The sequence below is a fragment of the Achromobacter sp. Root565 genome, assembly GCF_001427425.1.
Lineage (GTDB): Bacteria > Pseudomonadota > Gammaproteobacteria > Burkholderiales > Burkholderiaceae_B > Achromobacter > Achromobacter spanius_D.
The window spans coordinates 2,439,351-2,465,152 of sequence record NZ_LMGO01000001.1 but is presented as its reverse complement, the minus strand read 5'-3'; the positions used below and the strand labels follow the sequence as shown (position 1 = coordinate 2,465,152).

Below are 25,802 nucleotides of genomic sequence, written 5' to 3'. Positions count from 1 at the left end.
GCGACGCGCTGCGTGGCGGCGGGCCCGCCGTGCAGCGCGTTTGCCGCAAACGCGCGCGGCGTTGCGCCGCGCGTGCCGGACTTCATGCGCCGAGGTCGACGCAGAGGTACTTGATCTCCAGGTACTCTTCGATGCCGTACTTGGAGCCTTCGCGGCCCAGGCCGGATTGCTTGACGCCGCCGAAGGGGCCGACTTCGTTGGAGATGAGGCCGGTGTTGATGCCCACGATGCCGTATTCCAACGCTTCGGACACGCGCCAGATGCGGGCGTAGTCGCGCGTGAAGAAGTAGGCGGCCAGACCGAAAATGGTGTCGTTCGCCATGCCAATGACTTCGTCTTCCGATTCAAAGCGGAACAGCGGCGCGACGGGACCAAAGGTTTCCTCGCTGGCAAAGCGCATCGATTGCGTCACGTCGCGCACGACGGTCGGTTCGAAGAACGTGCCGCCCTTCGCGTGGGGCTTGCCGCCTGCGATCACCTTGGCGCCGTGGGCCGTGGCGTCGGCGATGTGCTCCTGCACCTTTTCGATGGCGTTCTTGTCGATCAGCGGACCTTGCGTCACACCGTCTTCAAAGCCGTCGCCGACCTTCATGGCGTTGACCTTGGCGACCAGGCGCTTGGCGACTTCCTCGTACACGCCGGCTTGTACATAGATGCGATTGGCGCACACGCAGGTCTGGCCGGCGTTGCGGTACTTCGAGGCCAGAATGCCGTCGACCGCGCGGTCCAGGTCGGCGTCGTCGAACACGATGAAGGGCGCGTTGCCGCCTAGTTCGAGCGACAGCTTCTTGATGGTGGGCGCGCACTGCTCCATCAGCGTACGGCCGACTTCGGTCGAGCCCGTGAAGCTCAGCTTGCGCACTACGTCGCTTTCGCACAGCGCCGCGCCGATGTCGCGCGAGCTGCCCGTGATGACGTGGAACACGCCTGCCGGCACGCCGGCTTCTTCGGCCAGCACGGCCAGCGCCAGCGCGGTCAGCGGCGTCTGCTGAGCGGGCTTGACGACCATGGTGCAGCCGGCGGCCAGGGCCGGGCCGACCTTGCGGGTGATCATCGCGGCCGGGAAGTTCCACGGCGTGATCGCGGCGGTCACGCCGATGGGCTGCTTGAGCGCCATCAGGCGCTGGCCGGCCTTGGGGCTTTGCAGGATGTCGCCGTCGATGCGCTTGGCCTCTTCGGCAAACCATTCCAGGAACGACGCGGCGTAGGCGATTTCGCCCGCGGCTTCGGTGACCGGCTTGCCTTGTTCGGACGTCATGATGGCCGCCAGGTCTTTCTGGTGCTGCATCATCAGCTGCGCCCACTTCAGCAGGATCGCGGCGCGTTCCTTGCCAGTCTTGGCGGCCCACGCGGGCAGCGCGGCCTGGGCGCTGGCGATGGCCTGCTCGGTTTCCTTGCGGCCCAGCTTGGGCACCGACACGATGGTCTTGCCAGTGGACGGATTGTCGACGGGGATCGATGCGCCTTCGCCGGCGCCGACCCACTTGCCGTCGATGTAGCAGGCGTCGCGCAGCAGGTCGGGACGGGCGAGGGGATGGGACAGTGCTGTCATGTTGGAAGTCTCCTTGATGGTGCGGCGGGCCAAGCGATTGCGGGCGTGGCAGGCGTGCGGCCTGTTCATCAAGCCGCCTGCCTGCTACGCCCGCAATCGTTGTTCCTGCCAGCCGAATAACCGGTTATTCAGGGCCTTTGCCTCAAGCGGCAAGCGCCTCGGACAGGATGTCCAGCGCGCGTGCGAACTGGGCGTCGGGAATGGTCAAGGGATACAGGAAGCGCAGGACGTTTCCGTATACACCGCAGCTTAGCAAAATCAGGCCGGCGTCGAGCGCGCGCTGCTGCACGCGCTTGACGGCTTCGGCGTCGGGCTTGCCGGCCGCGTCGTTCAGTTCCAGCGCGACCATCGAGCCCAGGCCGCGCACGTCGGCGATGCCCGGAACCTTGGCGCGCAGGCCTTCCAGATGCGCGCGCAACTTTTCGCCCAGTTGGGCGGCGCGTTCGCACAGCTTTTCTTCAGCGATGACGTCCAGCACGGCGTGCGCCGCGGCCACGGCCAGCGGGTTGCCGGCGTACGTGCCGCCCAGGCCGCCCGCGGCGGGACCGTCCATGACGTCGGCGCGGCCGACGATGCCCGAGATCGGGAAGCCGCCGCCCAGGCTCTTGGCCATGGTGATGATGTCGGCCTGCACGCCGTGATGTTCCATCGCGAACAGCTTGCCGGTGCGGCCAAAGCCCGTCTGGACTTCGTCGGCGATCAGCAGGATGCCGTGCTCGTCGCAGACCTTGCGCAGCGCGGTCATCAGTTCGGGCGGCGTGATGTTGAAGCCGCCTTCGCCCTGCACGGGTTCAATGATGATGGCCGCGACGCGCTTCGGATCGATGTCGACCTTGAACAGCAAGTCCAGCGCCTTGAGCGAATCGGCCACGCTGATGGACTGCGTGGCGTTGGGGAACGGCACGTGATAGATGTCGCCCGGCATGGGACCGAACGACAGCTTGTAGGGAGCGACCTTGCCGGTCAGCGCCATGCCCAGCATCGTGCGGCCATGGAACGAACCCGAGAAGGCGATGACGCCCGAGCGGCCGGTGGACGAGCGCGCGATCTTCACGGCGTTCTCGACGGCTTCGACGCCGGTCGTAAAGAAGGCGGTCTTCTTCAGGCCGTCGATGGGTGCGAGGCGGTTGATGCGCTCGGCCAGCGAGATGTAGCCTTCGTACGGCACGATCTGATAGGCCGTGTGCGTGAAGTTGTCGAGCTGCGCGGCGACCGCGGCCTTGACCTTCGGGTGCAGGTGGCCCGTGTTCAGGACGGCGATGCCGCCCGCGAAGTCGATGTATTCCTTGCCTTCGGCATCCCACAGCGTGGCGTTTTCCGCGCGCACGGCGTAGAAGTCGCACATGACGCCGACGCCGCGCGGCGTGGCCAGGGAACGGCGGGTATTCAGATCCTGATTCTTCATCTCGGTCTCGATGAGAGTGATGGGCGGTAAAGCAGTTATTTAATGCTACGATGGCCCCACTTGTGGGAACCACTTTAATAAATTAGGTAGAACCAATTGCGGTCCATCGTCGGTGACTTGCTGCTGCTGCGCCTGGCCGACGGCGCCAGCGAGCCCATGAACAAGCGGCTCTACCGCGGCATCCGCGAAGCGATCCTGGATGGATCCATTGCCGCGGACTCGCGCCTGCCCGCCACGCGCGACCTGGCGGCGGAGCTGGGCATTGCCCGCAACACCGTCGTCCACGTCTACAGCCAGCTGCTGGCCGAGGGCTACACCCGCAGCCGGCAGGGCAACGGCACCTTCGTCAATGCCTCGGTGCCGGATTCGTATCTGGCCAGCGGCCGCCGCGCGCGCCAGGCGCAGCAGGCGTCCTCGCGTCCGGCCCTGTCGCCGCGCGGCGCGGCCATCGTGGATGGCGTGTCGGCCTCGCCGTACCAATGGGGCGCGTTCATGCCGGGGGTGCCCGACCTGACCGAGTTCCCGCACAAGAAGTTCGGCCGCATCTTCAGCGCGCTGTGGCGCAATCCCGCACCGGACCTGCTGACCTATTCCTATGGCGGCGGCCTGCCGGCGCTGCGCGAGGCGCTGGCGCAGCATCTCGCGCTGACGCGGTCCATCGACTGCGACCCGGAGCAGATCATCATTACCGAGGGCTCGCACCAGGCCATTGACCTGACCACGCGCATCCTGGGCGAGGCGGGCGAAACGGCATGGGTCGAGGACCCGGGCTACTGGGGCGCGCGCACCATCTTGCAGGCCAACGGTCTGCGAACGGTGCATCTGCCGGTGGACGAAGAAGGCATGCGGGTGCCGGACACGGTGGACACGCCGCCGCGATTCATCTTCGTCACGCCGTCGCATCAGTACCCGCTGGGGCCCGTGATGTCGCTGGCGCGCCGGCGGCAGTTGCTGGCGGTGGCGCGGCAGTGCGGCAGCTGGATCATCGAAGACGACTACGACAGCGAGTTCCGCTTCTCCGGGCGCCCGATCGCGTCGCTGCTGGGCCTGGAGTCCGACGCGCCCGTGATCTACATGGGGACCTTCAGCAAGACGCTGTATCCGGGTCTGCGCGTGGGCTATCTGGTGCTGCCCAAACCACTGACGGCGGCATTTCAGGCGGCGCACGCGGAGCTGTACCGCGAGGGGCACCTGATGACCCACGCGGCGCTGGCCACGTTCATTTCCGAGGGCCATTATGCGGCGCACATCCGCCGCATGCGCATGCTGTACGGCCGCCGCCGCGCCATGCTGGTCAACCTGATCGAGCGCCGGCTGGGTCCGGACTGGCTGCATCGCGATGCCAGCATGGCAGGTTTGCATCTGGTGCTGACCTTGCCGGAGGACATGGACGACCTGCGCGTCGTCGAGGTGGCGCGCAGCAAGGGCGTGCTGACGCGCGCGCTGTCGCGCTACTACGTCAACGAGGAAGGGCGCCGGCCCGGGTTGCTGCTGGGTTATGCCTGTGTGCCGGAGCACGACATCGCGCGCAAGTTTGAAGTGCTGCTGGAGAGTCTGGCGGAAGTGGCGCGGCCGGCGGCGCGGACTGCGGCGAAGGCGGGTGTTTGACACCCGAGAGCAAAGGTTGGCGCTTTATCGGCCGGTGTCAGACACCCATGTGGCACGGCGTTGGATTGAAGCGTTTCTCTGTGGGTGTCAGACACCTTGTATGTTGGCCACTACCTGGGTGTCTCGGCCGGTGTCAGACACCCATGTGGCACGGCGTTGGTTGAAGCGTTTCTCTGTGGGTGTCAGACACTTTGTATGTTGCCCACTACCTAGGTGTCTGACACCCGTTGAGACGCCGCTGCGCACTGCGGATCATCTTCCCGGGTGTCTGACACCGGCCCAACCGAACGTGCCGGCCGTCAGGCACCCATTCAAATGCCCGGCAATTGCAGCGCCGACGCGAAGGCCGCCGCGTTGCGCATACCCTGGTCTTCGAAGTTGGTGTTGAACACCGCGTGCGCCTGCGCCGATTGTGACGCCAGCCGCGTGAAGCGGGCGACCAGTTCGGCCAGTTCCGCTTCCGAGTACTCGTACTGAAACCGTCCCGACGACGCCGGGCCGGACGCATTCCACTTGGCCGCATTGCGCCCGTGCAGGCGCAGCAGGGTCAGGTCGGGGTGGGTGCTTTCCCAGACCGCGGGCACGGTGTTCTCAAAACCCTGAGGCGCGTCGACAACCGTGTGCACCACGCCCAGATCCCTTTCGAAGGCCAGCGTGTCCGCGGTGGCCGCCGGGGTTTCGAACCAGCTGCGATGGCGGAATTCCACCGATACCAGATGCTCCTCCATCCGCCGCGCGCAATCCGCCACGCGCGCCATGCCGCGGGCGTCGCGCCGTACCCACGGCGGAAACTGGAAATGCACCGCGCCCAGCTTGCCCGGCATCCGCAGCGGCTCGACGGCAAGCTGGTAGCGCCGCCAGAGTTCGTCGCGCAGGTCGGCCGGCATGCGGTCGTGGTAGATGATGGGCTCCGGCCAATCCGCCAGTTCGCGCCGGATGTCGCCGGGCAGGGCAGTGAGTGGCGTCTGGTGGCCAGTGAACAGCCGGAACGCCTTGATGTTGAAGACGAAATCGTCCGGCGTGCGGGTGGACCACAGGTAGGCGTTGTCCGGCGTGGGCATCGCGTAGAAGCTGGCGTCGACCTCGGCCAGCGAAAAGCGCGACGCATAGAACCGCAGCCGGGATTCAGCGCTGCGCGCATCGGGCGGATAGAAGCGGCCGCAGGCCAGCAGGGTGGGGTCGGTCCAGGAGGCGGTGCCGGTCAGGATGCGTGGGAAATCGGACATGGCGCCGGGGCGTTCAGACGAAAGGTCAAAAATTCTGTATAAATATACAGTGTTCATCCGGAGCCAGCCCTGGCTCCTTCCTTTTTTGCGGCCGCAGCGCTGCGGCTCCGCGACATGCCAGACCAAGATCAAATTCCCTGCACGCCCGACAACCACCTGACCGGCGCCCGTCCGGCCGAGCGGCCCGATCCGCTGGCCGACCTGAATCCCGCGCAGCGCGAAGCCGCCGAGTTCGGCGTGGCCGGCGCGCCCGGCAACGACGGCCCGCTGCTGGTGATCGCGGGCGCGGGGTCGGGCAAGACCAATACGCTCGCGCATCGCGTGGCGCACCTGATCCTGAACGGGGCGGACCCGCAGCGCATGCTGCTGCTCACGTTTTCGCGCCGCGCCGCGCTGGAAATGGAGCGGCGCGTGGGGTCGGTGCTGCAACGGGTGATGAACCTGCGGTCGTCGCAGCAGGCGCCGTCGCTGCCTTGGGCGGGCACGTTCCATGCGATTGGCGCGCGCCTCTTGCGCGATTGCGCGCTGCGCATTGGCCTGTCCGAAGCATTCACCATCCATGACCGCGGTGACGCCGAGGACCTGATGGGCATGGTGCGCCACGAGCTGGGCCTGTCCTCCACCAAGTCGCGCTTTCCGCTCAAGGGAACGTGCCTGGCGATCTATTCGCGCGTGGTGAACAGTCAGACGCCGGTGGGCGACGTGCTCAAGACGTCCTTTCCGTGGTGTGCCCAATGGGAGGACGAGCTCAAGAACCTGTTCCGTGCATATGTCGCGGCCAAGCAGGACCAGCAGGTGCTCGACTACGACGATCTGCTGCTGTACTGGTCCGAAATGATGTCGGATGCGGAGATCTCGGCGGACGTGGGCGCGCGCTTCGATCACGTGCTGGTGGACGAATACCAGGACACGAACCGGCTGCAGTCGGCCATTCTGCTGGCCATGAAACCCGACGGCCGGGGGCTCACCGTGGTGGGTGACGACGCGCAGTCCATCTACTCGTTTCGCGCGGCCACGGTGCGCAACATCCTGGACTTTCCCAACCTGTTTCCCGCGCCCGCGCGCGTCATCACGCTGGACCGCAACTATCGGTCCTCGCAACCCATCCTGACCGCCTCCAACGCCGTGATCGCGCAGGCGACCGAACGCTATGCCAAGGATCTGTGGACGGACCGCAAGTCCTCGCAGTTGCCCGAACTGGTCACGGTCAGCGACGAAGCCGGCCAGGCGCGTTGGGTGGCCGACCAGGTGCTGGCGCAGCGCGAGGGCGGCGCGACGCTCAAGTCGCAGGCGGCGCTGTTTCGCACCGCCAGCCACAGCGCCGCGCTGGAACTGGAACTGACCCGCCGCAACATTCCCTTCGTCAAATTCGGCGGATTGCGTTTCCTGGAAGCGGCGCACGTCAAGGACCTGCTGTCGATCCTGCGCTGGGCCGAGAACCCGCGTGGCCGCATGGCGGGTTTCCGCGTCGCGCAGTTGATGCCGGGCATCGGTCCGGCCACGGCGGGCAAGCTGATGGACGCCATGTCCGCGTCCGCCGAGCCGCTGCGCACACTGCGCGAATTCAAGCCGGGCGCGGCAGCTCAGGAAGAGTGGGGCGCCTTTGCCGACACGTACGCCGCTTTGTGCGACCCCACGCTGAAGTGGCCGGCCGATGTGGACCTGGCGCTGCGCTGGTACAGCGGCCAGCTCGAACGCCTGTACGACGATGCGCGCGTGCGCAAGACCGACCTGGACCAGCTCGTGCGCATCGCTTCGGGCTATCCGTCGCGCGAGCGCTTCCTGACCGAGCTGACGCTGGACCCGCCCGACGCCACCAGTGACGAATCCGGCGCGCCGCTGCGGGACGAGGACTACATGATCCTGTCCACGATCCATTCGGCAAAGGGGCAGGAGTGGAAGGCGGTCTATGTGCTGAATGTGGTGGACGGCTGCATTCCGTCCGACATGAGCACCGGCACGGCCGAAGAGATCGAGGAAGAGCGCCGGCTGTTGTACGTGGCCATGACGCGCGCGAAGGAACGGCTGCAGCTCGTTGTGCCGCAGCGCTTCTACGTGCACCAGCAGACGGGCATGGGTGACCGCCACGTCTACGGCTCGCGCACCCGGTTCATCACCAACGCCATGCTGCCGCTCTTCGACCATCTGCCCAAGCTCCCCGACCTGCCGGCCGGACGGGGCGAGCCGCGCGAGCCGCAGGCGCCGCGCATTGATGTGGCCAAGCGGGTACGCAACCTCTTCTGAGCGGTCGGTCCACCCGCGGGCTGGGCTATCATCGGCCGATAAACACAAGCTGTGCGGCAGGGATCGATTTGTCCGAGGATGTCTATGTCTACTGAAGTGCAAGCCGCCGATGCGCCCAAAGGCGAGGTCGTGGCATCGATCGCCTACGTGAACGGACGGCGGGACCGCGAGGTCCCCATCGAAGAGGCCGGCCAGTACGTCGCCCAACGGCAGGGCCAGAGCATGTTGTGGATCGGGCTGCGCAATCCCAATCCGGACACGCTTGCCAAGGTGGCGCGGGAATTGGGCGCCTGCGACAAGAATCAGGAAGAGATGCTGGAAACGCACCGGCGGCCGAAGATCATCGACTACGGCAACATGATTCTCATCGTCGCCGCGACGGTGGAGGTCGAAGCCGAGCGTCCGATCTTCGGCGAGACGCAGTTCCTGATCGGCGATGGTTTTCTGGTCACGGTGCGGCGCGGCGCCACCGCCGGGCACAGCCCGCTGCGAGAGCGTCTGGAAGCCTCGCCCGACCTCCTCAAGCGCGGCAGCGATTATGTGGCGTCCGAGCTGCTGGACTGGCTGGTGGATCGCTATGTGGCGGCGGCCGTCAAGATCGAAAGCGTCGTCGAAGGCGCCGAACAGAAGCTGCTGATCCGCGGCGCCAAGGACTCGGACATCCGCAGGCTGTACCGGCAGCGCCGCGACCTGCTGCGCATCCATACCGTGGTGTCGCCGCTGGCCGAGATCTGCCGCAGGCTGGCGCGCGTCGAGATGTCCGCGGTCGACGAACATGCGCGGCCTTACTTCGGTGAAGTGGCGGATCGCGTGTTGCGCGTGGATGAGCTTTTCAACTCGCTGCGCGAGTCGCTGGCGTTCGCCTTTGAAGCCAGCCTGATGATCGGGCAGGCGGCGCAGAACGACACCACCCGCAAACTCGCGTCCTGGGCCGCCATTCTTGCCGTCCCCACCGCCATTGCCGGCATCTACGGCATGAACTTCGAGTTCATGCCGGAACTCAAGTCCCCATGGGGCTATCCGATCACGCTGGGCGTCATCGCGTCGGTTTGTTCGGTGCTGTATTGGCGGTTCCGGAAGTCGGGCTGGTTGTAAGGGGGGGGACTGGGGTTTGACGTGCTGGGGAGATGGTGTTCTTGCCCCGGTGTCTGACACCCGGGGAGATGACCTTGGGTTTGTAGCGGTGTGCCTAGGGTGTCAGACACCTCCAAATGAGGTGGTGTTCTTGCCCCGGTGTCTGACACCCTGGTGAGATGACCTTGGGTTTGCAGCGGTGTGCCTAGGGTGTCAGACACCTCCAAATGAGAGGTGGTGTTCTTGCCCCGGTGTCTGACACCCTGGTGAGACGACCTTGGGTTTGTAGCGGTGTGCCTAGGGTGTCAGACACCTCCAAATGAGAGRTGGTGTTCTTGCCCCGGTGTCTGACACCCTGGTGAGACGACCTTGGGTTTGCAGCGGTGTGCCCAGGGTGTCAGACACCTCCACGCCAGTGTCAGACTCCAACATCCAGGCGAATGCGGCGAGCTTCCTTGTGGCAAACTCGCTTTCGTTTTCCCTCTGGAGTCCCGCCGGTGCGTGGCAAATCTCCCTTTCGTGGCGGCAGCAAGCTGACCGCCCTTGTCGTTGCCCTGGTTCTGGCGGCGGCGGGTGCCATCGTGAACTGGCTGCAGCCGCAGGATTCGGCGCCGCAGCGCCCGGGGCCGACGGCAAGCGGCAAGCTCTCGGCGCCGGCGGGTGGCAAACCGTCGGCCGTGGCGCCCGCGGGTGGTGTGCCGCCGGGGAGCTACACCCTGACGGGCACGATCGTGAATGTGGCGGACGGCGACACCGTGACGCTTCGGGCGCCGGACGGGCAGCGGCGCATTCGGATGGACAGCATCGACGCGCCGGAAGAAGGCCATGGCACGGATCAGCCCGGCCAGCCTGACGCCGAGGCCGCGCGCAAGCACCTGGCGGGTCTGGTGGCCGGCAAGACGCTCACCGCGCAGTGCTACGAGCAGGATCAGTATGGCCGCGATGTCTGCGCGCTGATCCTGGACGATGGGCGCTCCGCCAACCGCGTGCAGGTCGAGGCGGGCTACGCCTGGGCCTATACGGCCCGCAAGGGCGATTACCTGCGCGACAAGGCCATGCCGGACCTGCAGCGCCAGGCCAAGGCAGCCGGCCGCGGGTTGTGGGCGCGTCCGGATGCCATGCAGCCCTGGAAATGGCGCTACGACTGCTGGCGGCAACGCCAGTGCGGCTGAGCGCCGCCATCCCGACCCGCTCCCGCCCGATTCGCCCGCTGCGCCTCTAAGGGCATGCCGGGGTATTTCCCCAGCCCCCCATTTGCTATCCTCTGTCGCTACGAAACGAAGGGAAGGTTTCCATGGGTGTATTGAAGCGGCTCTGGGCGTCGGCCATGCTGCTGTCGCTGGCGTTGGCGGGCTGCTCGCAAGAAAGCCCCATCAACAGCCCGTATCCATCCGGCGCCGAAAGCCAGAACACGCTGTATTCCGCTTTCGTCAAACGATCCCCAAAATACCTGGACCCGGCCAGCTCTTATTCCGGCGACGAGACGCCATATACCTACAACATCTATGAGCCGCTTTACGGGTATCACTACCTGAAGCGGCCCTACGAACTGATCCCGCGCGCGGCGGCGTCGATCGATCCGCCGGTGTACCTGGACAAGGACGGCAACCCGCTGCCCGCGGACGCGCCCGGCGAGCAGATCGCGCAAAGCGTTTACGACATCAAGATCCGGCCGGGCATCCGCTTTGCGCCGCATCCGGCCTTTGCGCGCAAGCAGGACGGCAACTATGCGTACTATCCGCTGGCGCCCGGCGAACTCGACGACAAGTTCTACATTCCCGATTTCCCGCTGACCGGCACCCGCGAGCTCACCGCCGACGACTACGTCTATGCGTTCCGGCGCCTGGCCAGCCCGCGGGTGGTGTCGCCCATCTATTCGCTGATGGCCGAACACGTGCAGGGCCTCAAAGACTACGGCGACCGGCTGCGCAAGCGCGATCAGGACCTGCGGCGCGACGTGCCTGGGGGCGCCGGCGCGTCGCCCTGGCTGGATCTGCGCGAAGACGACGGTTTCAAGGGTGTCGAGGCGCTGGATGCCCACACGCTGCGGATCCGCGTCGACGGCAAGTATCCCCAGTTCAAGTACTGGCTGGCCATGACCTTTACCGCGCCCATCCCGTGGGAAGCGGACCGTTTCTATAACCAGCCCGGCATGGCCGCGCACGACCTCTCGTTGAACACCTGGCCGGTGGGCACCGGGCCGTATATGCTGGTCGAATCGCTGCAGAACCGCCGCCACGTGCTGGGCCGCAATCCCAATTACCACGGCGAACCCTACCCCTGCGAAGGCGAACCCGGCGACAAGGCGGCCGGCCTTTTGGCCGACTGCGGCAAGCCCACGCCGTTCATCGACCGGGCCGAATTCAGCGTCGAAAAGGAAGCCATTCCGCTGACCGGCAAGTTCATGCAGGGCTATTACGACGTGCCGCAGATCGAGCGCGGCGAATACGGCGTGGCCATGCTGGTGGCGGCCGGCGACAGCCAGGACAAGGCGCGCAAGTACCAGGAACACGGCATCAAGCTGCCGACCACGGTCGAGACCGCCAATTGGTACATGGGCTTCAACTGGCTGGATCCGGTGGTGGGCAAGGGCGACACGCCCGAGCAGCAGGAACGCAACCGCAAGCTGCGCCAGGCCATCAGCATCGCCTTCGACTGGGAAGAGTACGTGGCGGTGTTCGAGAACAGCCAGGCATCGGTGGCGTATGGCCCGGTTCCGCCCGGCGTGCTGGGCTACCGCGATCCGCCCGAAGGCATCAATCCCGTGGTCTATGACCTGGTCGATGGCAAGCCCGTGCGCAAGTCCATCGACGTGGCCAAGCGGCTGCTCGCCGAGGCCGGCTACCCGGACGGCCGCAACGCGCAGACTGGCGCGCCGCTCGTGCTCTACTTCGATTCGATGTCCGGCGGCGGGTCCAACCCGCAATCCGACTGGATGCGACGCCAGCTTGCCAAGATCGGCGTGCAGCTCGACGTGCGGGCCACCGACTACAACCGCTTCCAGGACAAGATGCTGCGTGGCGCCGCGCAGATCTTCCTGTGGGGCTGGAACGCCGACTACCCCGACGCCGAGAACTTCCTGTTCCTGCTGTACGGCCCCAACGCCAAGGCCAAGGGCGGCGGCGAGAACGCGGCCAACTATGCCAGCCCCGAGTTCGACAAGCTGTTCGAGCAGATGAAATTCCTGGACGACGGTCCCGAGAAGGCCGCGCTGATCGCCGACATGATCGCCGTCGTCCAGCGCGACGCGCCGTGGATGTTCGGCTACTTCCCGATGTCGGGCGGCGCCTACCAGCAGTGGGTCGGCAACGCCAAGCCCACGCAGATGGTGCGCAACACGCTGCAGTACATGAAGGTCGACCCGGCGCTGCGGCAGCAGAAGATCGACGAATGGAACTCGCCCATCTGGTGGCCCGTCGGCGTCTTCATCCTGCTGCTGGCGCTCGCGATCTGGCCTTCGTACGTGGCGCTCAAGCGGCGTGAACGCCAGACGGCGTTTGTGCCGCCCGAACGCAAGGAGCATCAATCATGATCGGCTATGTCATTCGCCGGCTGTTGTATGGCGTGCTGATTCTGATCGGCGTCAATCTCTTTACCTTCATCCTTTTCTTTGCGGTGAATACGCCCGACGACATGGCGCGGCTGGCCATCGGCGGCCAGCGTGTCAGCCAGGACGCCGTCGAGAAATGGAAGGCCGAACGCGGCTACGACAAGCCGCTCTTTTTCAATGCCGAGGCCCAAGGCACGGCACAGCTCACGGACACGGTGTTCTACCGGCGTTCGGTGCCGCTGCTGGTGATGGATTTTGGCGCGTCGGATGGCGGCCGCGATATCGGCCGCGAGATCAAGACGCGCATGGGGCCCAGCCTGGCGCTGGCGGTGCCCACGTTTTTCCTGGGGCTGTTCGCCAGCATCGTGTTCTCGCTGACGCTGGTCTATTTCCGGGCCACGCGGCTGGACTTCTGGGGCGTCGTGCTGTGCGTGATGCTGCTGTCGATATCCAGCCTGTTCTACATCATTGCGGGCCAGTGGCTGTTTGCGAAGCTGCTGCGGCTGGTGCCGTTCTCGGGCTACTCGGGCGGACTGGACGTGATCAAGTTCCTGGCATTGCCGGTGCTGGTGGCGATCGTGTCGCGGCTGGGCCCGGAGGCGCGCTTTTACCGCACGCTGTTTCTTGAAGAGATCGGCAAGGACTACGTGCGCACCGCGCGCTCCAAGGGCCTGGCCGAACGTGTCGTGCTGTTCCGTCACGTGCTGCGAAACGCCATGCTGCCCATCCTGACCAGCACGGTCGCCGCGCTGCCGCTGCTGTTCATGGGAAGCCTTATCGCCGAATCGTTCTTCGGCATTCCGGGGCTGGGCAGCTACACCATCGACGCCATCAATGCGCAGGACTTCTCCATCGTGCGCGCCATGGTGTTTCTGGGCGCGGCGCTTTATATCGTGGGGCTGATCCTGGCCGACATTTCCTACACGCTGGCCGATCCCCGCGTGCGTTTCGAGTAGCCGCCATGCCCAAGTTCGTCTTTCTCTGGACCGATATCGCGCTGTGGCTGATGGTGGCGGGCGCGCTGGCCTATGTCTGGCACGTGCGCCGCAGTCCCAACCTGCGCGCCACCTGGGCGCGTGTCGCGCGCGACACGCCCGCCATGTGTTCGGCCGTCATCCTGGTCGCGTTTTCGGTGGTCGGCCTGCTGGATTCTGTGCACTATCGTCCGCTGCTGCCGCCTGCGCCGGGCGCCGCCGCCGACGCCCCGCCGGTCTACGCGCCCGCGGTGCGGTCCGCGCTGGATGGGCTATTGGCTGGCACCGTGCTCACGCGCCCCGAAAAAACCTATTCCGAGCCGCTGGCCGCGCATCAGTTCACCAAAGAGACCATGCTGCTCGACGATAAGCCGGTACGCGATTTTCCGCGGCTGCGCGGGGCGGCGCTGCACCTGACCGATCCCGAGAAAGAGCGTGCGGGCGACATTGCGATGCGGCTGGGGTGGGGGCTGGCCGCGGGGCTGGCCGTCGCGCTGGCGGGCGCGGTCCTGCTATTTGCCTGCCTGACGCGCGCCACCGGTTCGGCGTCGCACGCGGCCGAGGAACTGCTGGCCGGCCGCGCCGACATTCCCTGGCGCGCCATGACGATCACCTTCGCCCTGTTGTGCCTTGCGGTGGGGGCGCTGGCCGGCCTGTCCAGCGGCTATCACGCGCTGGGCACCGACCGCATCGGCAATGACGTGTTGTGGCAGGCGCTGAAAAGCATCCGCACGGCGCTCGTCATTGGCAGTCTCACCACGCTGGCGATGCTGCCGCCGGCCATCATTTTTGGCATCGCGGCGGGGTATTTCAAGGGCAAGGTCGACGATGCCATCCAGTACCTGTACACCACCATCACCTCGATCCCCGGCGTGCTGCTGGTTGCTGCCTGCGCCCTGATGATGCAGGTGTACATCGACAACCATTCCGACCTCTTCAACACCTCGGCGGCACGCGCCGACCTGCGGCTGTTCCTCTTGTGCATGATCCTGGGCCTGACCGGCTGGGCAGGGCTGTGCCGTCTGCTGCGCGCCGAAACCCTGAAATTGCGCGAACTGGAATACGTGCAGGCCGCGCGCGCCTTTGGCGTGTCGCACTGGCGCATCATGACGCGCCACCTGCTGCCCAACGTGGCCCATCTGGTGCTGATCACCGTGGTGCTGGAGTTCTCGGGCCTGGTGCTTTACGAGGCAGTGCTGTCCTACCTGGGCATCGGCGTGGATCCCAGCATGAATTCCTTCGGCTCGATGATCGACGGCGCGCGGCTGGAAATGTCGCGCGATCCCATGATCTGGTGGAACCTGATGACCGCTTTCCTCTTCATGCTGGCGCTGGTGCTGGCCGCCAACCTGTTTGCGGACGCCGTGCGCGATGCCTTCGATCCGCGCACGCGCCGCTACAAGCCCAGCCGCCTGGCGCGCCTGGGCTTTCTTGGCCGCCGTCCGGAAGCCATGCTGGCGGCGGACGGCCGCGCCTCCAAGACCGGAGAGGCGCCATGACGTACGACACTCCCTTGCTGACCGTGAACGGCCTGGACGTCGACGTCGCGGGCGAAAGCGGCATGACGCATGCGGTCAAGCGGCTGCAGCTGGCCATTTCCAAGCGCGAGACCTTCGCGCTGGTGGGCGAATCGGGCTGCGGCAAGAGCATGACCGCGCTGGCGCTGCTGCGGCTGCTTCCGGACGCCGGGCGCATCGTGGGCGGGCAGATCGACCTGGACGGCGAGGACCTGAACCGCCTGCCCGAAAGCGCCATGCGCGGCGTGCGCGGCGGGCGCATCGGCATCATCTTCCAGGAACCGTCCACCAGCCTGAACCCGGTCATGCGGGTAGGCGACCAGATCACCGAGACGTTGACCGCGCACACGCCGCTGCGCGGGGCGGCGGCGCGCGCGCGGGCCATCGAGTGGCTGCGCCGGGTCGGCATTCCGGAGCCCGAGTGCCGCATCGACGACTACCCGTTCCAGTTTTCCGGCGGCCAGAAGCAGCGCGTCATGATCGCCATCGCGCTGGCGGCCGAACCCGTGCTGCTGATCGCCGATGAGCCGACCACCGCGCTGGACGTAACGGTGCAGGCGCAGGTGCTGGACCTTCTGGCCAGCATCCAGCAGGAAATGGGCATGGCCGTCCTTTTGATCACGCATGACCTGGCCGTGGTCAAGAACGTGGCGCATCACGTCGCGCTGATGCGCAGCGGCGAGATCGTCGAAAGCGCCAGCGCCGAGGAATTCTTCCGGGCGCCGCGCCATCCATATGCCAAGCAGCTCTTCGAGGCCATTCCCACCTTCGACAAGCGCGGCGTGCCGCTGACCGAACAGGGCCGCGCCGTGGCCGCGCAGCAGCGCCAGCAGGCCGGGCCGGACCGCACGGCGGGCGTGGTGCTGGACGTGCAGGACCTGAAAGTCCATTACCCGGTACGCAAGGGGCCGCTGCGCCGCATCGTGTCCTGGGTCAAAGCCGTGGACGGCGTGACCTTCACGCTGCGCGCGGGCGAAACGCTGGCGCTGCTGGGCGAGTCCGGCTGCGGCAAGACCACGACCGGCAAGGCGTTGCTGCGGCTGATCGACGGCGCGCGCATCTCGGGCCGCGCCATGCTGCAAGGCCAGGATCTGCTGACCGCCGACCGCCGCCAGCTGCAGCGGCTGCGCCAGGACATCCAGATCGTGTTCCAGGATCCGTACGCGTCGCTGGATCCGCGCATGCGCATCGGCGAGATCCTGGACGAGGGGCTGGCATCGCTCAAGCGCGGCATGAGCCGGCAGGATCGCGAGAAGCACGCCGCGCAGCTCATCGAGCGGGTAGGGCTGCCCGCCAATACGCTGATGCGCTATCCGCATGAATTCTCGGGCGGACAACGCCAGCGCATTGCCATTGCTCGCGCGCTGGCCGTCGAGCCCAAGGTGCTGATCTGCGACGAGCCCACGTCGGCGCTGGACGTGTCGGTGCAGGCGCAGATTCTGGATCTGCTGCGCGAACTGCAGACCGATCTGGGCATCGCGTATCTCTTTATCACCCACAATTTCGGGGTGGTCGAGTACCTGGCGGACCGCATCGCGGTCATGGACAAGGGCCGCATCGTCGAACTCGGTCAGGCCGAATCGGTCTTGCTGGCGCCGCGCCAGGAAGTCACGCGCCGGCTGCTGGCCGCGGTGCCGCGTCTGCACTTCGGGCCGCCGGAGGCGGAGTGATCCAAAGCCGGATCCGGCCAACGTGGCCGGATCCGGTGGTAGCGTCAACGAGGCAATACCCCGCCGTCTACCCGGGCTGATGCGCGCTGCCCGTCTCCAACCAGTCCAGCGTGTCACGCTTGACGCCGCGGCCGCACCGCGTCAAAAACCCGTGCACGGCCTCCAGTTCCGCGGTGTCATAGTTGCATGAAGTCATCGCGATGGTCTCGGCGATCCACTGCCGCTCCTGCGCGAGCACCCGGCACTGCGCCTCGACCGGCCGGATCACGATGATCCTGCGGTCAAGCGGGTGGCGGCCGCGTTCCACGTAGCCGGCTGCTTCCAGCCGGTTGATGAGCGCGGTCGCCCCCCCCGAACTGATGCCCATCAATCTCGCCAGATGCCCCGTCGGCAGGGCATCGAACGCGATGACCAGCTCCAGCGCCTTCAAGTCCGCCACAGTCGTGCCCAGCTTCTCGGCCAAGGCCGATTGGCAGGCCGTGTTGTAGGCGGCGAACTGCCGGCCGAGCAGCAGGCCGATTTCGTCCAGCATGCCGGACCGCCGGCTGCTCTTTGATGGCTCGACCATGCCGGTCATGGGCTCGTGGTGTTGATAGGTGTGTTGTTGCAGCATGATGGGGTTTCCTGGCGGTTTTTAGGGGATCACTTCTTGCCGGCCAGGCCGCCGAGCAGTCCGCCCAGCAAGCCGCCATTGGGCGCACCGCCCGTCGAGCTGCCCGTCGTCGCGCCCGTCACCCCCACCAGCAGACCGCCGAGCAGTCCGCCGTTGGCTGCGCCACCGGTCGTTCCGCCCGAGCCTCCCGAACTGGCCGGCGCACCGGTGGAAGCGCCTGCGCCCGCGCCGGCTCCCGCGCCCGCCGCGACATTCACGCCGCCCAGCAGCCCGCCCAGCAGACCCCCGCCGCTCGTGCCGGCCGAGGCGCCGGCACCCGCGGCGGCGCCGGCCCCAGCGGTCAATCCGCCGGTTACCCCACCGAGCAGGCCGGTCACGGGCGCCAGCAGGCCGCCCGCGCCGTTGGCGCCGCCCGTGACGCCACCCAGGCCGCCCGTCACGCCGCCCAGCCCCCCCGTCAGCGAGGCAACGGCGCCCGTGGCGTTGGCCAACGTCGAACCCAGGGGATTCGCGTTACCCGGCGTCGCATGGAGCAAACCGCCAGCGCTCGCGACCGCGCCGCCCAGCCCTTGCAGTACGCCGTTCAAGCCCGGCGCGGTACCCGGCAACGAGCCGCCCAGATTGGTGACGGTGCCGCCCAGGCCGGTCAACAGGTTGGCGACCGGTGCGCCCAGCTTGGTCGTGTCGCCCACTTGCTGCGTCAGGCCGACGACGTTGCCGGCCAGCGGGCTGGCGGTCGGGTCGAGCGCGCCGCCCACGCCTGCCAGCGTCGTCTGCAGACCCAGCGGCAGCACGTTGTCGACGGTCTTGCCGACATTGCCCAGCGCGGGCTCGAGCAGCGGCGTGGTGGGGCCGTTGAGCGCACCGCCCGTCACGCCGCCCACCACTTGCGTGATCGGTTGCAGCAGGCCGCCCTGGCCGGACAGCGGGCCGGTCAGCGCGCCCACTGCGTCCGTGGCATTGCCCAGCACGGTGGTCAGGGGATTGGGGTTGTTGGCGTCCGCATGCAGCAGGCCGCCCGTGCTGGCCACCGTCTTGCCCAGGCCATCCACCAGGCCACCCACGCCGACTGCCAGGCCGCCGGGCAGGCCCGAGCCCTTGACGTCCGTGCCCAGGTCGCTGACCGCGCCACCAACCTGCCTGACGATGCCGTCGACAGGCTGGCCCAGGCCGGTCGTGGCGCCCACTTGCTGCGTCAGGCCAACCACGGTGTCCGCGACCGGCTTGATCGTGGGATCCAGCGCCTTGCCAACGCCGCCAAGGGTCGAGTCCAGATTCAGGGGCAGGGCGTTGTCGACCGCGCCGCCGGTATTGCCCAGCGTCGTTTCCAGCAGGCCGGTAACGCGCGGCGGGTTAGTGCCGGGGTCGGTGCCGCCGCCGCCGGGATTGGTGCCGCCACCGGGGTTCGTGCCGCCGCCCGGGTTGGTGCCCCCGCCGGGATTCGTTCCACCGCCGGGGTTCACGCCGGGATCAAGCCCCCCGCCGCCCGGGTTCGTCGGGATATCGGTTCCCGGAAGTCCTGCAGTTTTCTTCCCGCTGCCCCCGCCGCCTCCGCAGGCGGTCAGCGCGCCGACAAGCGCGGTGGCCATGACGGTGGCGGTCAGGACGTGATGGAGGCGGCGCATCTCGGTACGGTTCTGCATGACGAACTCCTTTGGCTGGAAGAATCGAGTCTTGAAACAACCCGGTACGCTTCCTGATGCATAAACCATGCCAAGATTTTTCAGAACCGTTGCATATCGCCAGTTTGGGAAATGCCGAGCCAATAAATTCGCTTTGTTATCAAGCGCATACGCTGGTATTTAAGGGTTTTTCCCTGGCTCTCGATAATCCCTGTTTTGGGATGGCGGCGAGCCTGCGACTGTTACGGAAAGCCGGTCATCCGACGTAACGTTACGTCGGACGTTACGGCCGGCGTTACGTATTACCCGCCGGCTGCGCAATATCGCTGCCGGCTACCACACGAGGAGCATTCATGAGCCCGGGCGACGTTGTCCCGCTCTCCTTCGACGGCGGCTTGGTGGCGCTGTCGTTCCTGATCGCGGCCTTGGGCTCGTACGTCGCCCTGCTGGCGGCGGCGGGCATCCGCGCGGAAACGCAGGACGGGGAGATCCGCCTTGGCTATGTCGTCATCGGCGCGGTGGCGATGGGCGGCGTCGGGATCTGGAGCATGCATTTCATTGGCATGCTGGCGCAAAACCTGCCTTTTGAAGTCGGTTATCAGGCCGGGCTGACCATACTGAGCTTTCTGGTTGCCGCCGGGTTTTCCGGGTGGGCCTTCTGGTATGTCGGCCGGGATCGGTTCTCTTTTATTCGGTGCCTGATCGGCGGTTGCGCCGCGGGCTTTGGCGTCGCCTCCATGCATTATGTCGGGATGAGCGCCGCGCGCATGCCGGCGGTCCTGCTCTGGAATCTGCCGTTGGTTGTGTTGTCGGTGCTGATCGCCGTCATAGCGGCCACTGCCGCGCTCTGGCTCGCATTTAATACGCAGAACGAACGTCAGCGCATCGGCGCCGCCATTTTGATGGCCGTCGCCGTGTGCGGCATGCATTACACGGGTGCGGCCGCCGGAGCCGTTATCTGCACGGCCGCCAATGACGCCGCCGGCCGGTATATCGGGGGCGCCATGCTGCCGTATATCGCATTCGCCCTGTCCATCATCACCTTGCTGCTCATGCGCTGGCATTTGCAGCGGGCTTCGCAACGCTTTCGCGCTCGCATGGCGCAGCGCATTGACTCGATCATTGAATCGGCGCCTGGCGAGGTTTCGGGGAGATCCCCGGACGCCTCTCCGGGGCCGGGTTAGCGGGACCCTTCAATCGATGCCCATGGAGCTTGATATGAAAGCAACACTTGCGCAGTTCTGGAATGACGAAGACGGGATCACCGCCCTTGAGTACGGGCTGATCGCGGGAATGGTGGCAGTGGCCCTCATCGTGGCGGTGGGCGCCTTTACCGGTTCCTTGAAAGGCATGTTCGAGGACCTTGGCACCAAGCTGGATAACGCCAAGGCGGGGACTGGCACCACGCCGCCGGCCGGCGGCGCCGGCTGAGCCGCAAGCGGATCCGCGCCGTGGTGGCGCGGTGGCCCTGGCCACCGCGGCGCGAACCTGCAACCCGGCATCGCTTGATTGAAGGGGGCGGAGCCCGCCGCGGCACGCCCGAGGTCTTGTCCGTTCTTCAGAAGGTCTAGCCTTGTATCCAGGGGTGATGCTGTGGTGGCTGTTGTTTACATGCTGGATTCTGGCGCTGATCCATGGCGATCTGCGTCACCGCCGCGTCCCCAACCGGCTGATCGTCGCGGGACTCGCGGCCCAATTGCTTTGGCTGCTGGCGGCCTTGCTGGCGCCGGGCTGGGCCTATCCGCCGCGATGGAGTGGATGGCTGCCGGCGCTGGCCGGTTTTCTGGCGGCGGCGCTATTTCTGCCGCTGTGGCGCTGGCGTCTGATGGGCGCAGGCGATATCAAGGCGATCGCCGTTCTCGGGCTGCTGCTGGGCTTTGCGCCGCTGATGGTGACGCTGGTGCTGGCCAGCGTGCTGGCGGGTCTGCACAGTCTGCTGTATCTGGTCGTGTCGAGCGTCTGGGCGCTGAGCAACCGCGCGCGCCAGATTCCCTACGCGGCATATCTGGGGCTGGCCGCCGTCAGCGCGGCTCTTATTCCGTGGAATTCGCCCTGGTATTCGTGGTGTTCTTCCTGGTGTTCTACGGGATCCTGACGTATTCCCTGGTGGTTGCCGCCCAGCATTCCGTGACGCTTGCCGCGCAGGACGGCGCGCGCAAGATCCTGCAGTGGCAGCCCGGCACCGCGTCGCTTGTGGCGCGGGCCGAAGCCGGACGCGAATCGGCGCTGTCGCAGGCGGCGTGGATCAGCGCCATGTCCGCGGGACCCGTGCAGGTGGCGGTGTGCGGCAGTGCGGGCGCGCTGACCAGCGCGGGGGGCGGCGCGTGCAGCGGATTGCCGCTTGCGCAGGATCAGGTCGAAGTCAACGTGTCGTACGCGTATGGCGCCCATCCGCTCATCCCGTCCGTGCCGTTGTTGAACACGGCGCTGATGCCGGCTTCCAGCGTATTGAGCGCGCGCGCCACGGTGCATCTGGGCGATGCCCTGGGCGGGGGAAGCTGAGATGCGCGCGGCGCCGCAATACCTCAACCGCATCAAGACGCGCGCGCGCCAGCGCGGCATCGCAGCGCTGGAGTTTTCGCTGACGCTTACGTTGCTGCTGCTCTTCATCTGCGGCGTGGTCGGATTCGGCGCCCTGTTCTGGATGCAGCAGCAATTGGCCGCCGCCGCCGCTGACGGCGCGCGCGCGGCCGTCCATGCGCGGTTCAGCGGCCAGGCCGACGTGCCGGCCATCGCCTGCGTGGCGGCGATGCGAACTTTCTCCGCCGGATCGGCGGTGCTGTGCAGCGCCACGCGCGCGCCGTGCGCCTGGCCCGGGGCAGGCGGAGCGCAGGCCGATTGCGCGACCGTCGCCATGACCTACAACACCCAGACCTGGCCGTTGCTGGAGACCGTGCGGGGCCTCGTCACGGCCTTGCCGGGCGCGAACCGCAACTGGATACCGAGCAGGCTGCATTCGCAGGCTGTCGTGCAGATATCGCAGGGGACGCCATGAGCAGTCTGAGCAAGATCGTCGCGGGATTGTTGCTGGTGGCGGGCGTGGCGCTTGCCTTCATGGCGTGGCGGCTGGCGTCGGCGCCGCCCCGCCCGGCGGTCAGCGTGGCGCCCGCGCCGCTTGCGGTGGCGCCTGCCGAGCCGGTCAAGCTGTATCCGGTGGTGGTGGCTCGCGAGGCGATCGCGGCCGGCTCGCGCATCGACCGCGCAAAAATGCTGACGGTCGTGCAGTGGCAGGCCGCGTTGTCCGGCGGCTTTGCCGACCCCGCGCCGCTGGATGGCGCGGTGACGAAGGTCGACATTGCCGTGGGTGATCCGATCGTGCCCAGCCTACTCACGCAGGGCCTGGCGCGCCAGCTCAAGGCGGGCGAGCGCGCCGTCGCCATCGCGGTGGACGAAGTCATCGGCGGTGGCAACCGCATCGTCCCGGGCGACATGGTGGACGTGTTCTTCATGATCGAGAAAAGCCCCGAAGTCGCGTCGGGCCAGGCGCGCCTTTTGCAGTCGCAGGTGCGCGTGCTGGCCTATGGCCAGGCCACGGTGGAAGGGCCGGACGAGAAGCCGGCCTTGCAGCAGGGCGGCCCGGGCCAGCCGGCACGCACCGCGGTGCTGGCGGTGCCGGTGGATCGCGTCAACGAATTGATGCTGGCCAGCCGCGCGGGCCGCTTGCAACTGGCGCTGCGGCCGGTGGGCGACGACAGCATGCCGGATGTGGCCCTGTTCGCCCCGCGCGGCACGGTGTTGCCGGTACGCGCGGATCTGACGCCCGCGCAGCGCGAATCGCTGCTGGCCGGCCCCAACCGCGCCTTCGCGGGCGAGAGCCTGGTGCAGCTGGATGGCAGCACGGCCGCCGCCTTGGCGCCCGCCGCGCGCGGCCCCGCAACCCGCGCCGCAGCCCGGCCGCAAGGGACCGGCGGCGGCCGCACAGTCGAAATCATTCGAGGAGATAAAGCCGAGCACGTGCGCTACTGAACGGGGCTGCGGGCGCACCAGGCGCAGCCCGCAGCCAAAGAATCCCACCATCAGATCCGGCACTATGAAGAACCTTCAGCGCACTACCATGATCTGCCTTCTGTTGGCCGCCGCGGCAATGACACACGAAGGAATCAGCCTGGCACAAACCGCGGCCCCCGCGACTGGCGCAAACGCGCCGGCCCGCGACATTTCAATGGCGGTCAGGGAGCAGCAGACCGTCATGCTCGATCACGGCGCGCCCTCGCGCATCGCCATCGGCGATCCGGACGTGGCGGATGTAAAGGTGCTGCCAGCCACGGGCAACCGCGCGGGCGCCGTGCTGCTGTACGGCAAGAAGCCCGGCACCACGCGGCTGCAAGTCTGGTCCGCCGGCAACGCCGCGCCGCAGGTCTGGACCGTGCGCGTCGGTAGCGGCGTGCAGGGCGCGCTGGCCAGCCGCGGCCTGGTCGGCGGCGCCAACGTGGACATCGCGGACGGCCACGCCGTCGTTTCGGGCCACGCCGAATCGCCGCTCGGGCAGATTGCCTCGGCCACGATGGCGGCCGCCGCCGTGGGCGGTGACAAAAACGTGGTGGACCTGTCCACCGCTGGCGCCGGCGGCGTCGTGCAGGTGGAAGTGAAGGTCGTCGAGGTGTCGCGCTCGGTGATGAAGGCGGCCGGCATCAGCTTCACGGCCAGCAATGGCCCCTGGAGCGGCGGCAGCTCCACCATGCCAGCCAGCCTGGGCGGCGCGCTGGCGTCGGGGTTTTCGCTGTTCTACGACTCAAACAACTTTGCAGCGCGCCTGCGCCTCTTGCAGACCAACGGCATGGCGCGCGTGCTGGCCGAGCCCACGCTTGTCGCGCTGACGGGGCAGAGCGCCAGCTTCCTGGCGGGCGGCGAGCTGCCGATCCCGCAGGCCGGCGGACTGGGAACCGTCAACGTGACCTTCAAGCCCTTCGGCATCGGCCTGACCGTGACGCCCACCGTGCTGTCGCGCGACCGCATCGCGCTGAAGGTGGCGCCCGAGGCCAGCGAGCTGGACTACACCAACGGCATCGCCATCAACACCAGCGAAGACACCAGCACCATCATTCCGGCGCTGCGCACGCGTCGCGCCGACACGATGGTCGAACTGGGCGATGGCGAAAGTTTCGTCATCAGCGGCCTGGTGTCGCGCCAGACGAAGGCGTTGGTCAACAAGGTGCCCATGCTGGGCGACCTGCCGATCATCGGCGCGTTTTTTCGCAGCGTCGATTATTCCCAGGAAGACACCGAGCTGGTCATCGTCGTGACGCCGCGCCTGGTGCGCCCGATCGCGCGCGGCGTGGCCTTGCCGCTGCCGGGCGCCCGGCAGGAGCAAACGGACTCGGCGTTCAACGCCTGGGGTTATTACCTGACCGGCCCGGCAAGCGGCCAGCAGATGCCGGGATTCTCACGGTGACCAATATGAAGACACATGCCAGCGAAGGAGTGGGCCTGCAGAACGGCACGCGGTTCCTGTTTTGTTCTCAGGGTAGTGCGATTGCCTCGCAGTTGGGGATGGCGTTGGGCGACCTGGGCGTGCTGACCCAGGAGTCGCCGCGCATCGAGGAACTGGCGCGGCGACTGACGGAGCTTGCGCCGCAGGTGGTGTTCCTGGATTTCTCGTTGAGCGACGACGAACCCGGCAAATTGTTCAAGTCCGCTGAACTGGCGCGGCTCTTGGCGCGCATCGCGCCGACCCTGCCGCGCGTGGCGGTCGGCTACGTAAGCCAGCCCGAGGGGGCGATCGCCGCCCTGCGTGCGGGAGCGGTTGATTTCGTCGATCCGTCCGTGGCGCCGCAGGAGGTCCGGGAGGTGGTGCTGCGCGTGCTCGACCGGCCGTCGGGCGGGCGCATGGACGGCACGCGCCGCAGCGTCGTGCTGCTGGGCGCGCGTCCCGGCGTGGGCACCAGCACGCTGGCCGTGCATCTGGCAGGCATGGTGCAGGACCGCCTCAAGCTGACGTACAACCAGCGCGCCGCCAAGGCGTCTCAACCGCCGGGCGAGCCGCTGCCGTTGTCCAGCCGCGTGGCCCTCATGGACCTGGGCTGGCCGGTGGGCGATTGCCAGCTCTACCTGAACATCGGCGGCGACTTCGATTTTGCCGAGGCGGCGCGCAATCTGCGCCGCCTCGATTCCACGCTGCTCGGATCGGCGATGGCGCACACCGCCAACGGCCTGAGCGTGCTGTCGTTGCCGCGCGATCTGGGGCAGATGCGCGAGGTGTCGCAGTCGGATTCGCTGCTGGTGTTTGAACGGATGCGTCAGCACTTCTCCGTCGTTGTGGCCGACGCGGGCGGTTTCACCAATGCCGAGTTCGTGTCGGGCCTGGCGCGCAACTCGCAACTGAACTGGATCGTGACCGACCAGAGCGTGGGCGCGCTGGTTTCGCTGGCTGGGCTGCTGCAGGAACTGGAGCATCTGCACGTGGACCGTTCCACGTTAGGCCTCATCGTGAATCGCTATGACGAGCGCTACGGCATGACGGCCAAGCAGATCGCCGAACGCTTCAGCCTGGAACTCGTCGGCACGCTGCCGGACCGCACGCTGCCGCTGATGGTGTGCACCAACCGCGGCCATCTGCTGCACGAAGAGGCCGAGCGCGACGTCTACGTGCGCGCGGTGCAGACGCTGGCGGAACGCCTGTGCACCGAGGAAGCCGCGCCCGGCGGGCACGCAAGCTGGCTGGCTACCTGGCTGCCCGGCGTGCACCGCCGCATGGTGATCGGCTGACGGACCACATCGGCTGACGGATTAACAGACGCACGGTTACAG

The 25,802-nt window shown here is 67.0% G+C and carries 21 protein-coding genes; 16 read left to right on the top strand and 5 right to left on the bottom strand.

The genetic code is table 11. From position 1 onward, the window contains the following. Positions 1 to 82: 82 nt before the first annotated feature. Together ASD71_RS11010 and ASD71_RS11005 are read right to left on the bottom strand one after the other, a co-directional pair. Positions 83 to 1,552, bottom strand: a complete 1,470-nt coding sequence (locus ASD71_RS11010; RefSeq protein ID WP_056566761.1) for an NAD-dependent succinate-semialdehyde dehydrogenase — start codon at positions 1,550 to 1,552, stop codon at positions 83 to 85. Positions 1,553 to 1,694: 142 nt separating this feature from the next. After that, on the bottom strand, positions 1,695 to 2,957 hold the full coding sequence (locus ASD71_RS11005; protein WP_056563276.1) for a 4-aminobutyrate--2-oxoglutarate transaminase: 1,263 nt from the start codon (positions 2,955 to 2,957) through the stop codon (positions 1,695 to 1,697). Positions 2,958 to 3,053: 96 nt separating this feature from the next. Here ASD71_RS11005 and ASD71_RS11000 point away from each other — a divergent pair, with 96 nt between their 5' ends. Then, a complete protein-coding gene (locus tag ASD71_RS11000) occupies positions 3,054 to 4,565 on the top strand; it encodes a PLP-dependent aminotransferase family protein (RefSeq protein ID WP_369818950.1) in 1,512 nt (503 codons plus the stop codon). A gap of 311 nt (positions 4,566 to 4,876) precedes the next feature. Here the strand turns inward: ASD71_RS11000 and ASD71_RS10995 are convergent, their stop codons facing one another. Beyond that, positions 4,877 to 5,791, bottom strand: coding sequence for a DUF72 domain-containing protein (locus ASD71_RS10995; protein WP_056563274.1), 915 nt, complete (start codon positions 5,789 to 5,791; stop codon positions 4,877 to 4,879). Between the two features lie 114 nt (positions 5,792 to 5,905). On the opposite strand from ASD71_RS10995, the gene ASD71_RS10990 reads away from it, so the two are divergent. From ASD71_RS10990 to ASD71_RS10960, 7 genes are all read left to right on the top strand, one after another. Next, the gene (locus ASD71_RS10990; protein ID WP_235512095.1) at positions 5,906 to 8,035 is read left to right on the top strand and encodes an ATP-dependent helicase; all 2,130 of its coding nucleotides are present in this window, start codon (positions 5,906 to 5,908) and stop codon (positions 8,033 to 8,035) included. An 84-nt stretch (positions 8,036 to 8,119) separates the two neighbouring features. Continuing rightward, positions 8,120 to 9,130, top strand: a complete 1,011-nt coding sequence (locus ASD71_RS10985) for a magnesium and cobalt transport protein CorA (RefSeq protein ID WP_056563271.1) — start codon at positions 8,120 to 8,122, stop codon at positions 9,128 to 9,130. A gap of 476 nt (positions 9,131 to 9,606) precedes the next feature. Beyond that, positions 9,607 to 10,281 carry a thermonuclease family protein gene (locus ASD71_RS10980; RefSeq protein ID WP_056563269.1) on the top strand — a complete coding sequence of 225 codons (675 nt, stop codon included), beginning with the start codon at positions 9,607 to 9,609 and terminating at the stop codon, positions 10,279 to 10,281. 122 nt (positions 10,282 to 10,403) lie between these two features. Continuing rightward, on the top strand, positions 10,404 to 12,641 hold the full coding sequence (locus tag ASD71_RS10975; protein WP_056563265.1) for an ABC transporter substrate-binding protein: 2,238 nt from the start codon (positions 10,404 to 10,406) through the stop codon (positions 12,639 to 12,641). Then, positions 12,638 to 13,615 carry an ABC transporter permease gene (locus tag ASD71_RS10970; protein WP_056563262.1) on the top strand — a complete coding sequence of 326 codons (978 nt, stop codon included), beginning with the start codon at positions 12,638 to 12,640 and terminating at the stop codon, positions 13,613 to 13,615. The genes ASD71_RS10975 and ASD71_RS10970 overlap by 4 nt, the downstream gene beginning before the upstream one ends. A 5-nt stretch (positions 13,616 to 13,620) precedes the next feature. Continuing rightward, positions 13,621 to 15,132: an ABC transporter permease gene (locus ASD71_RS10965; RefSeq protein ID WP_056563260.1), complete on the top strand. Its 1,512-nt coding sequence runs from the start codon at positions 13,621 to 13,623 to the stop codon at positions 15,130 to 15,132. Next, positions 15,129 to 16,820 carry an ABC transporter ATP-binding protein gene (locus ASD71_RS10960; protein WP_056563257.1) on the top strand — a complete coding sequence of 564 codons (1,692 nt, stop codon included), beginning with the start codon at positions 15,129 to 15,131 and terminating at the stop codon, positions 16,818 to 16,820. Before ASD71_RS10965 ends, ASD71_RS10960 begins: the two co-directional genes overlap by 4 nt. A 67-nt stretch (positions 16,821 to 16,887) precedes the next feature. Here the strand turns inward: ASD71_RS10960 and ASD71_RS10955 are convergent, their stop codons facing one another. After that, entirely contained in the window at positions 16,888 to 17,433 is a 546-nt protein-coding gene (locus ASD71_RS10955; RefSeq protein ID WP_056563255.1) for a MarR family winged helix-turn-helix transcriptional regulator, read from the bottom strand. 29 nt (positions 17,434 to 17,462) lie between these two features. Next, positions 17,463 to 19,076: a collagen-like triple helix repeat-containing protein gene (locus tag ASD71_RS10950; RefSeq protein ID WP_056563252.1), complete on the bottom strand. Its 1,614-nt coding sequence runs from the start codon at positions 19,074 to 19,076 to the stop codon at positions 17,463 to 17,465. Between the two features lie 332 nt (positions 19,077 to 19,408). On the opposite strand from ASD71_RS10950, the gene ASD71_RS10945 reads away from it, so the two are divergent. The 8 genes from ASD71_RS10945 to ASD71_RS10910 all read left to right on the top strand — a co-directional run bounded on the left by ASD71_RS10945 (position 19,409) and on the right by ASD71_RS10910 (position 25,760). Further along, entirely contained in the window at positions 19,409 to 20,239 is an 831-nt protein-coding gene (locus ASD71_RS10945; protein WP_056563249.1) for an MHYT domain-containing protein, read from the top strand. Positions 20,240 to 20,273: 34 nt separating this feature from the next. Then, positions 20,274 to 20,486, top strand: a complete 213-nt coding sequence (locus ASD71_RS10940; protein WP_056563247.1) for a Flp family type IVb pilin — start codon at positions 20,274 to 20,276, stop codon at positions 20,484 to 20,486. Positions 20,487 to 20,643: 157 nt separating this feature from the next. Then, the gene (locus tag ASD71_RS10935; RefSeq protein ID WP_056563244.1) at positions 20,644 to 21,150 is read left to right on the top strand and encodes a prepilin peptidase; all 507 of its coding nucleotides are present in this window, start codon (positions 20,644 to 20,646) and stop codon (positions 21,148 to 21,150) included. Beyond that, positions 21,096 to 21,557 (top strand): TadE/TadG family type IV pilus assembly protein, encoded by a 462-nt coding sequence (locus ASD71_RS10930; RefSeq protein WP_082578856.1) that lies wholly within the window; start codon positions 21,096 to 21,098, stop codon positions 21,555 to 21,557. Before ASD71_RS10935 ends, ASD71_RS10930 begins: the two co-directional genes overlap by 55 nt. A gap of 1 nt (position 21,558) precedes the next feature. After that, positions 21,559 to 22,050 carry a TadE/TadG family type IV pilus assembly protein gene (locus ASD71_RS10925; protein ID WP_056563239.1) on the top strand — a complete coding sequence of 164 codons (492 nt, stop codon included), beginning with the start codon at positions 21,559 to 21,561 and terminating at the stop codon, positions 22,048 to 22,050. Continuing rightward, positions 22,047 to 23,021: a Flp pilus assembly protein CpaB gene (gene cpaB / locus ASD71_RS10920; protein WP_056563236.1), complete on the top strand. Its 975-nt coding sequence runs from the start codon at positions 22,047 to 22,049 to the stop codon at positions 23,019 to 23,021. Before ASD71_RS10925 ends, cpaB begins: the two co-directional genes overlap by 4 nt. Before the next feature lie 64 nt (positions 23,022 to 23,085). Beyond that, a complete protein-coding gene (locus tag ASD71_RS10915; RefSeq protein ID WP_156395120.1) occupies positions 23,086 to 24,447 on the top strand; it encodes a type II and III secretion system protein family protein in 1,362 nt (453 codons plus the stop codon). Further along, positions 24,444 to 25,760 (top strand): MinD/ParA family protein, encoded by a 1,317-nt coding sequence (locus ASD71_RS10910; protein ID WP_056563233.1) that lies wholly within the window; start codon positions 24,444 to 24,446, stop codon positions 25,758 to 25,760. The genes ASD71_RS10915 and ASD71_RS10910 overlap by 4 nt, the downstream gene beginning before the upstream one ends. The last annotated feature ends 42 nt before the right edge of the window (positions 25,761 to 25,802 follow it).

Bases quoted from the DNA above. Each gene is read 5' to 3' on its own strand.
- ASD71_RS11010 (WP_056566761.1), bottom strand. From the start codon at position 1,552: ATGACAGCACTGTCCCATCCCCTCGCCCGTCCCGACCTGCTGCGCGAC.
- ASD71_RS10950 (WP_056563252.1), bottom strand. From the start codon at position 19,076: ATGCAGAACCGTACCGAGATGCGCCGCCTCCATCACGTCCTGACCGCC.
- ASD71_RS10945 (WP_056563249.1), top strand. From the start codon at position 19,409: ATGAGCCCGGGCGACGTTGTCCCGCTCTCCTTCGACGGCGGCTTGGTG.
- ASD71_RS11005 (WP_056563276.1), bottom strand. From the start codon at position 2,957: ATGAAGAATCAGGATCTGAATACCCGCCGTTCCCTGGCCACGCCGCGC.
- ASD71_RS10935 (WP_056563244.1), top strand. From the start codon at position 20,644: ATGCTGTGGTGGCTGTTGTTTACATGCTGGATTCTGGCGCTGATCCAT.
- ASD71_RS10975 (WP_056563265.1), top strand. From the start codon at position 10,404: ATGGGTGTATTGAAGCGGCTCTGGGCGTCGGCCATGCTGCTGTCGCTG.
- ASD71_RS10940 (WP_056563247.1), top strand. From the start codon at position 20,274: ATGAAAGCAACACTTGCGCAGTTCTGGAATGACGAAGACGGGATCACC.
- cpaB (WP_056563236.1), top strand. From the start codon at position 22,047: ATGAGCAGTCTGAGCAAGATCGTCGCGGGATTGTTGCTGGTGGCGGGC.
- ASD71_RS10925 (WP_056563239.1), top strand. From the start codon at position 21,559: ATGCGCGCGGCGCCGCAATACCTCAACCGCATCAAGACGCGCGCGCGC.
- ASD71_RS10970 (WP_056563262.1), top strand. From the start codon at position 12,638: ATGATCGGCTATGTCATTCGCCGGCTGTTGTATGGCGTGCTGATTCTG.
- ASD71_RS10985 (WP_056563271.1), top strand. From the start codon at position 8,120: ATGTCTACTGAAGTGCAAGCCGCCGATGCGCCCAAAGGCGAGGTCGTG.
- ASD71_RS10990 (WP_235512095.1), top strand. From the start codon at position 5,906: ATGCCAGACCAAGATCAAATTCCCTGCACGCCCGACAACCACCTGACC.
- ASD71_RS10915 (WP_156395120.1), top strand. From the start codon at position 23,086: ATGAAGAACCTTCAGCGCACTACCATGATCTGCCTTCTGTTGGCCGCC.
- ASD71_RS10955 (WP_056563255.1), bottom strand. From the start codon at position 17,433: ATGCTGCAACAACACACCTATCAACACCACGAGCCCATGACCGGCATG.
- ASD71_RS10995 (WP_056563274.1), bottom strand. From the start codon at position 5,791: ATGTCCGATTTCCCACGCATCCTGACCGGCACCGCCTCCTGGACCGAC.
- ASD71_RS10965 (WP_056563260.1), top strand. From the start codon at position 13,621: ATGCCCAAGTTCGTCTTTCTCTGGACCGATATCGCGCTGTGGCTGATG.
- ASD71_RS10960 (WP_056563257.1), top strand. From the start codon at position 15,129: ATGACGTACGACACTCCCTTGCTGACCGTGAACGGCCTGGACGTCGAC.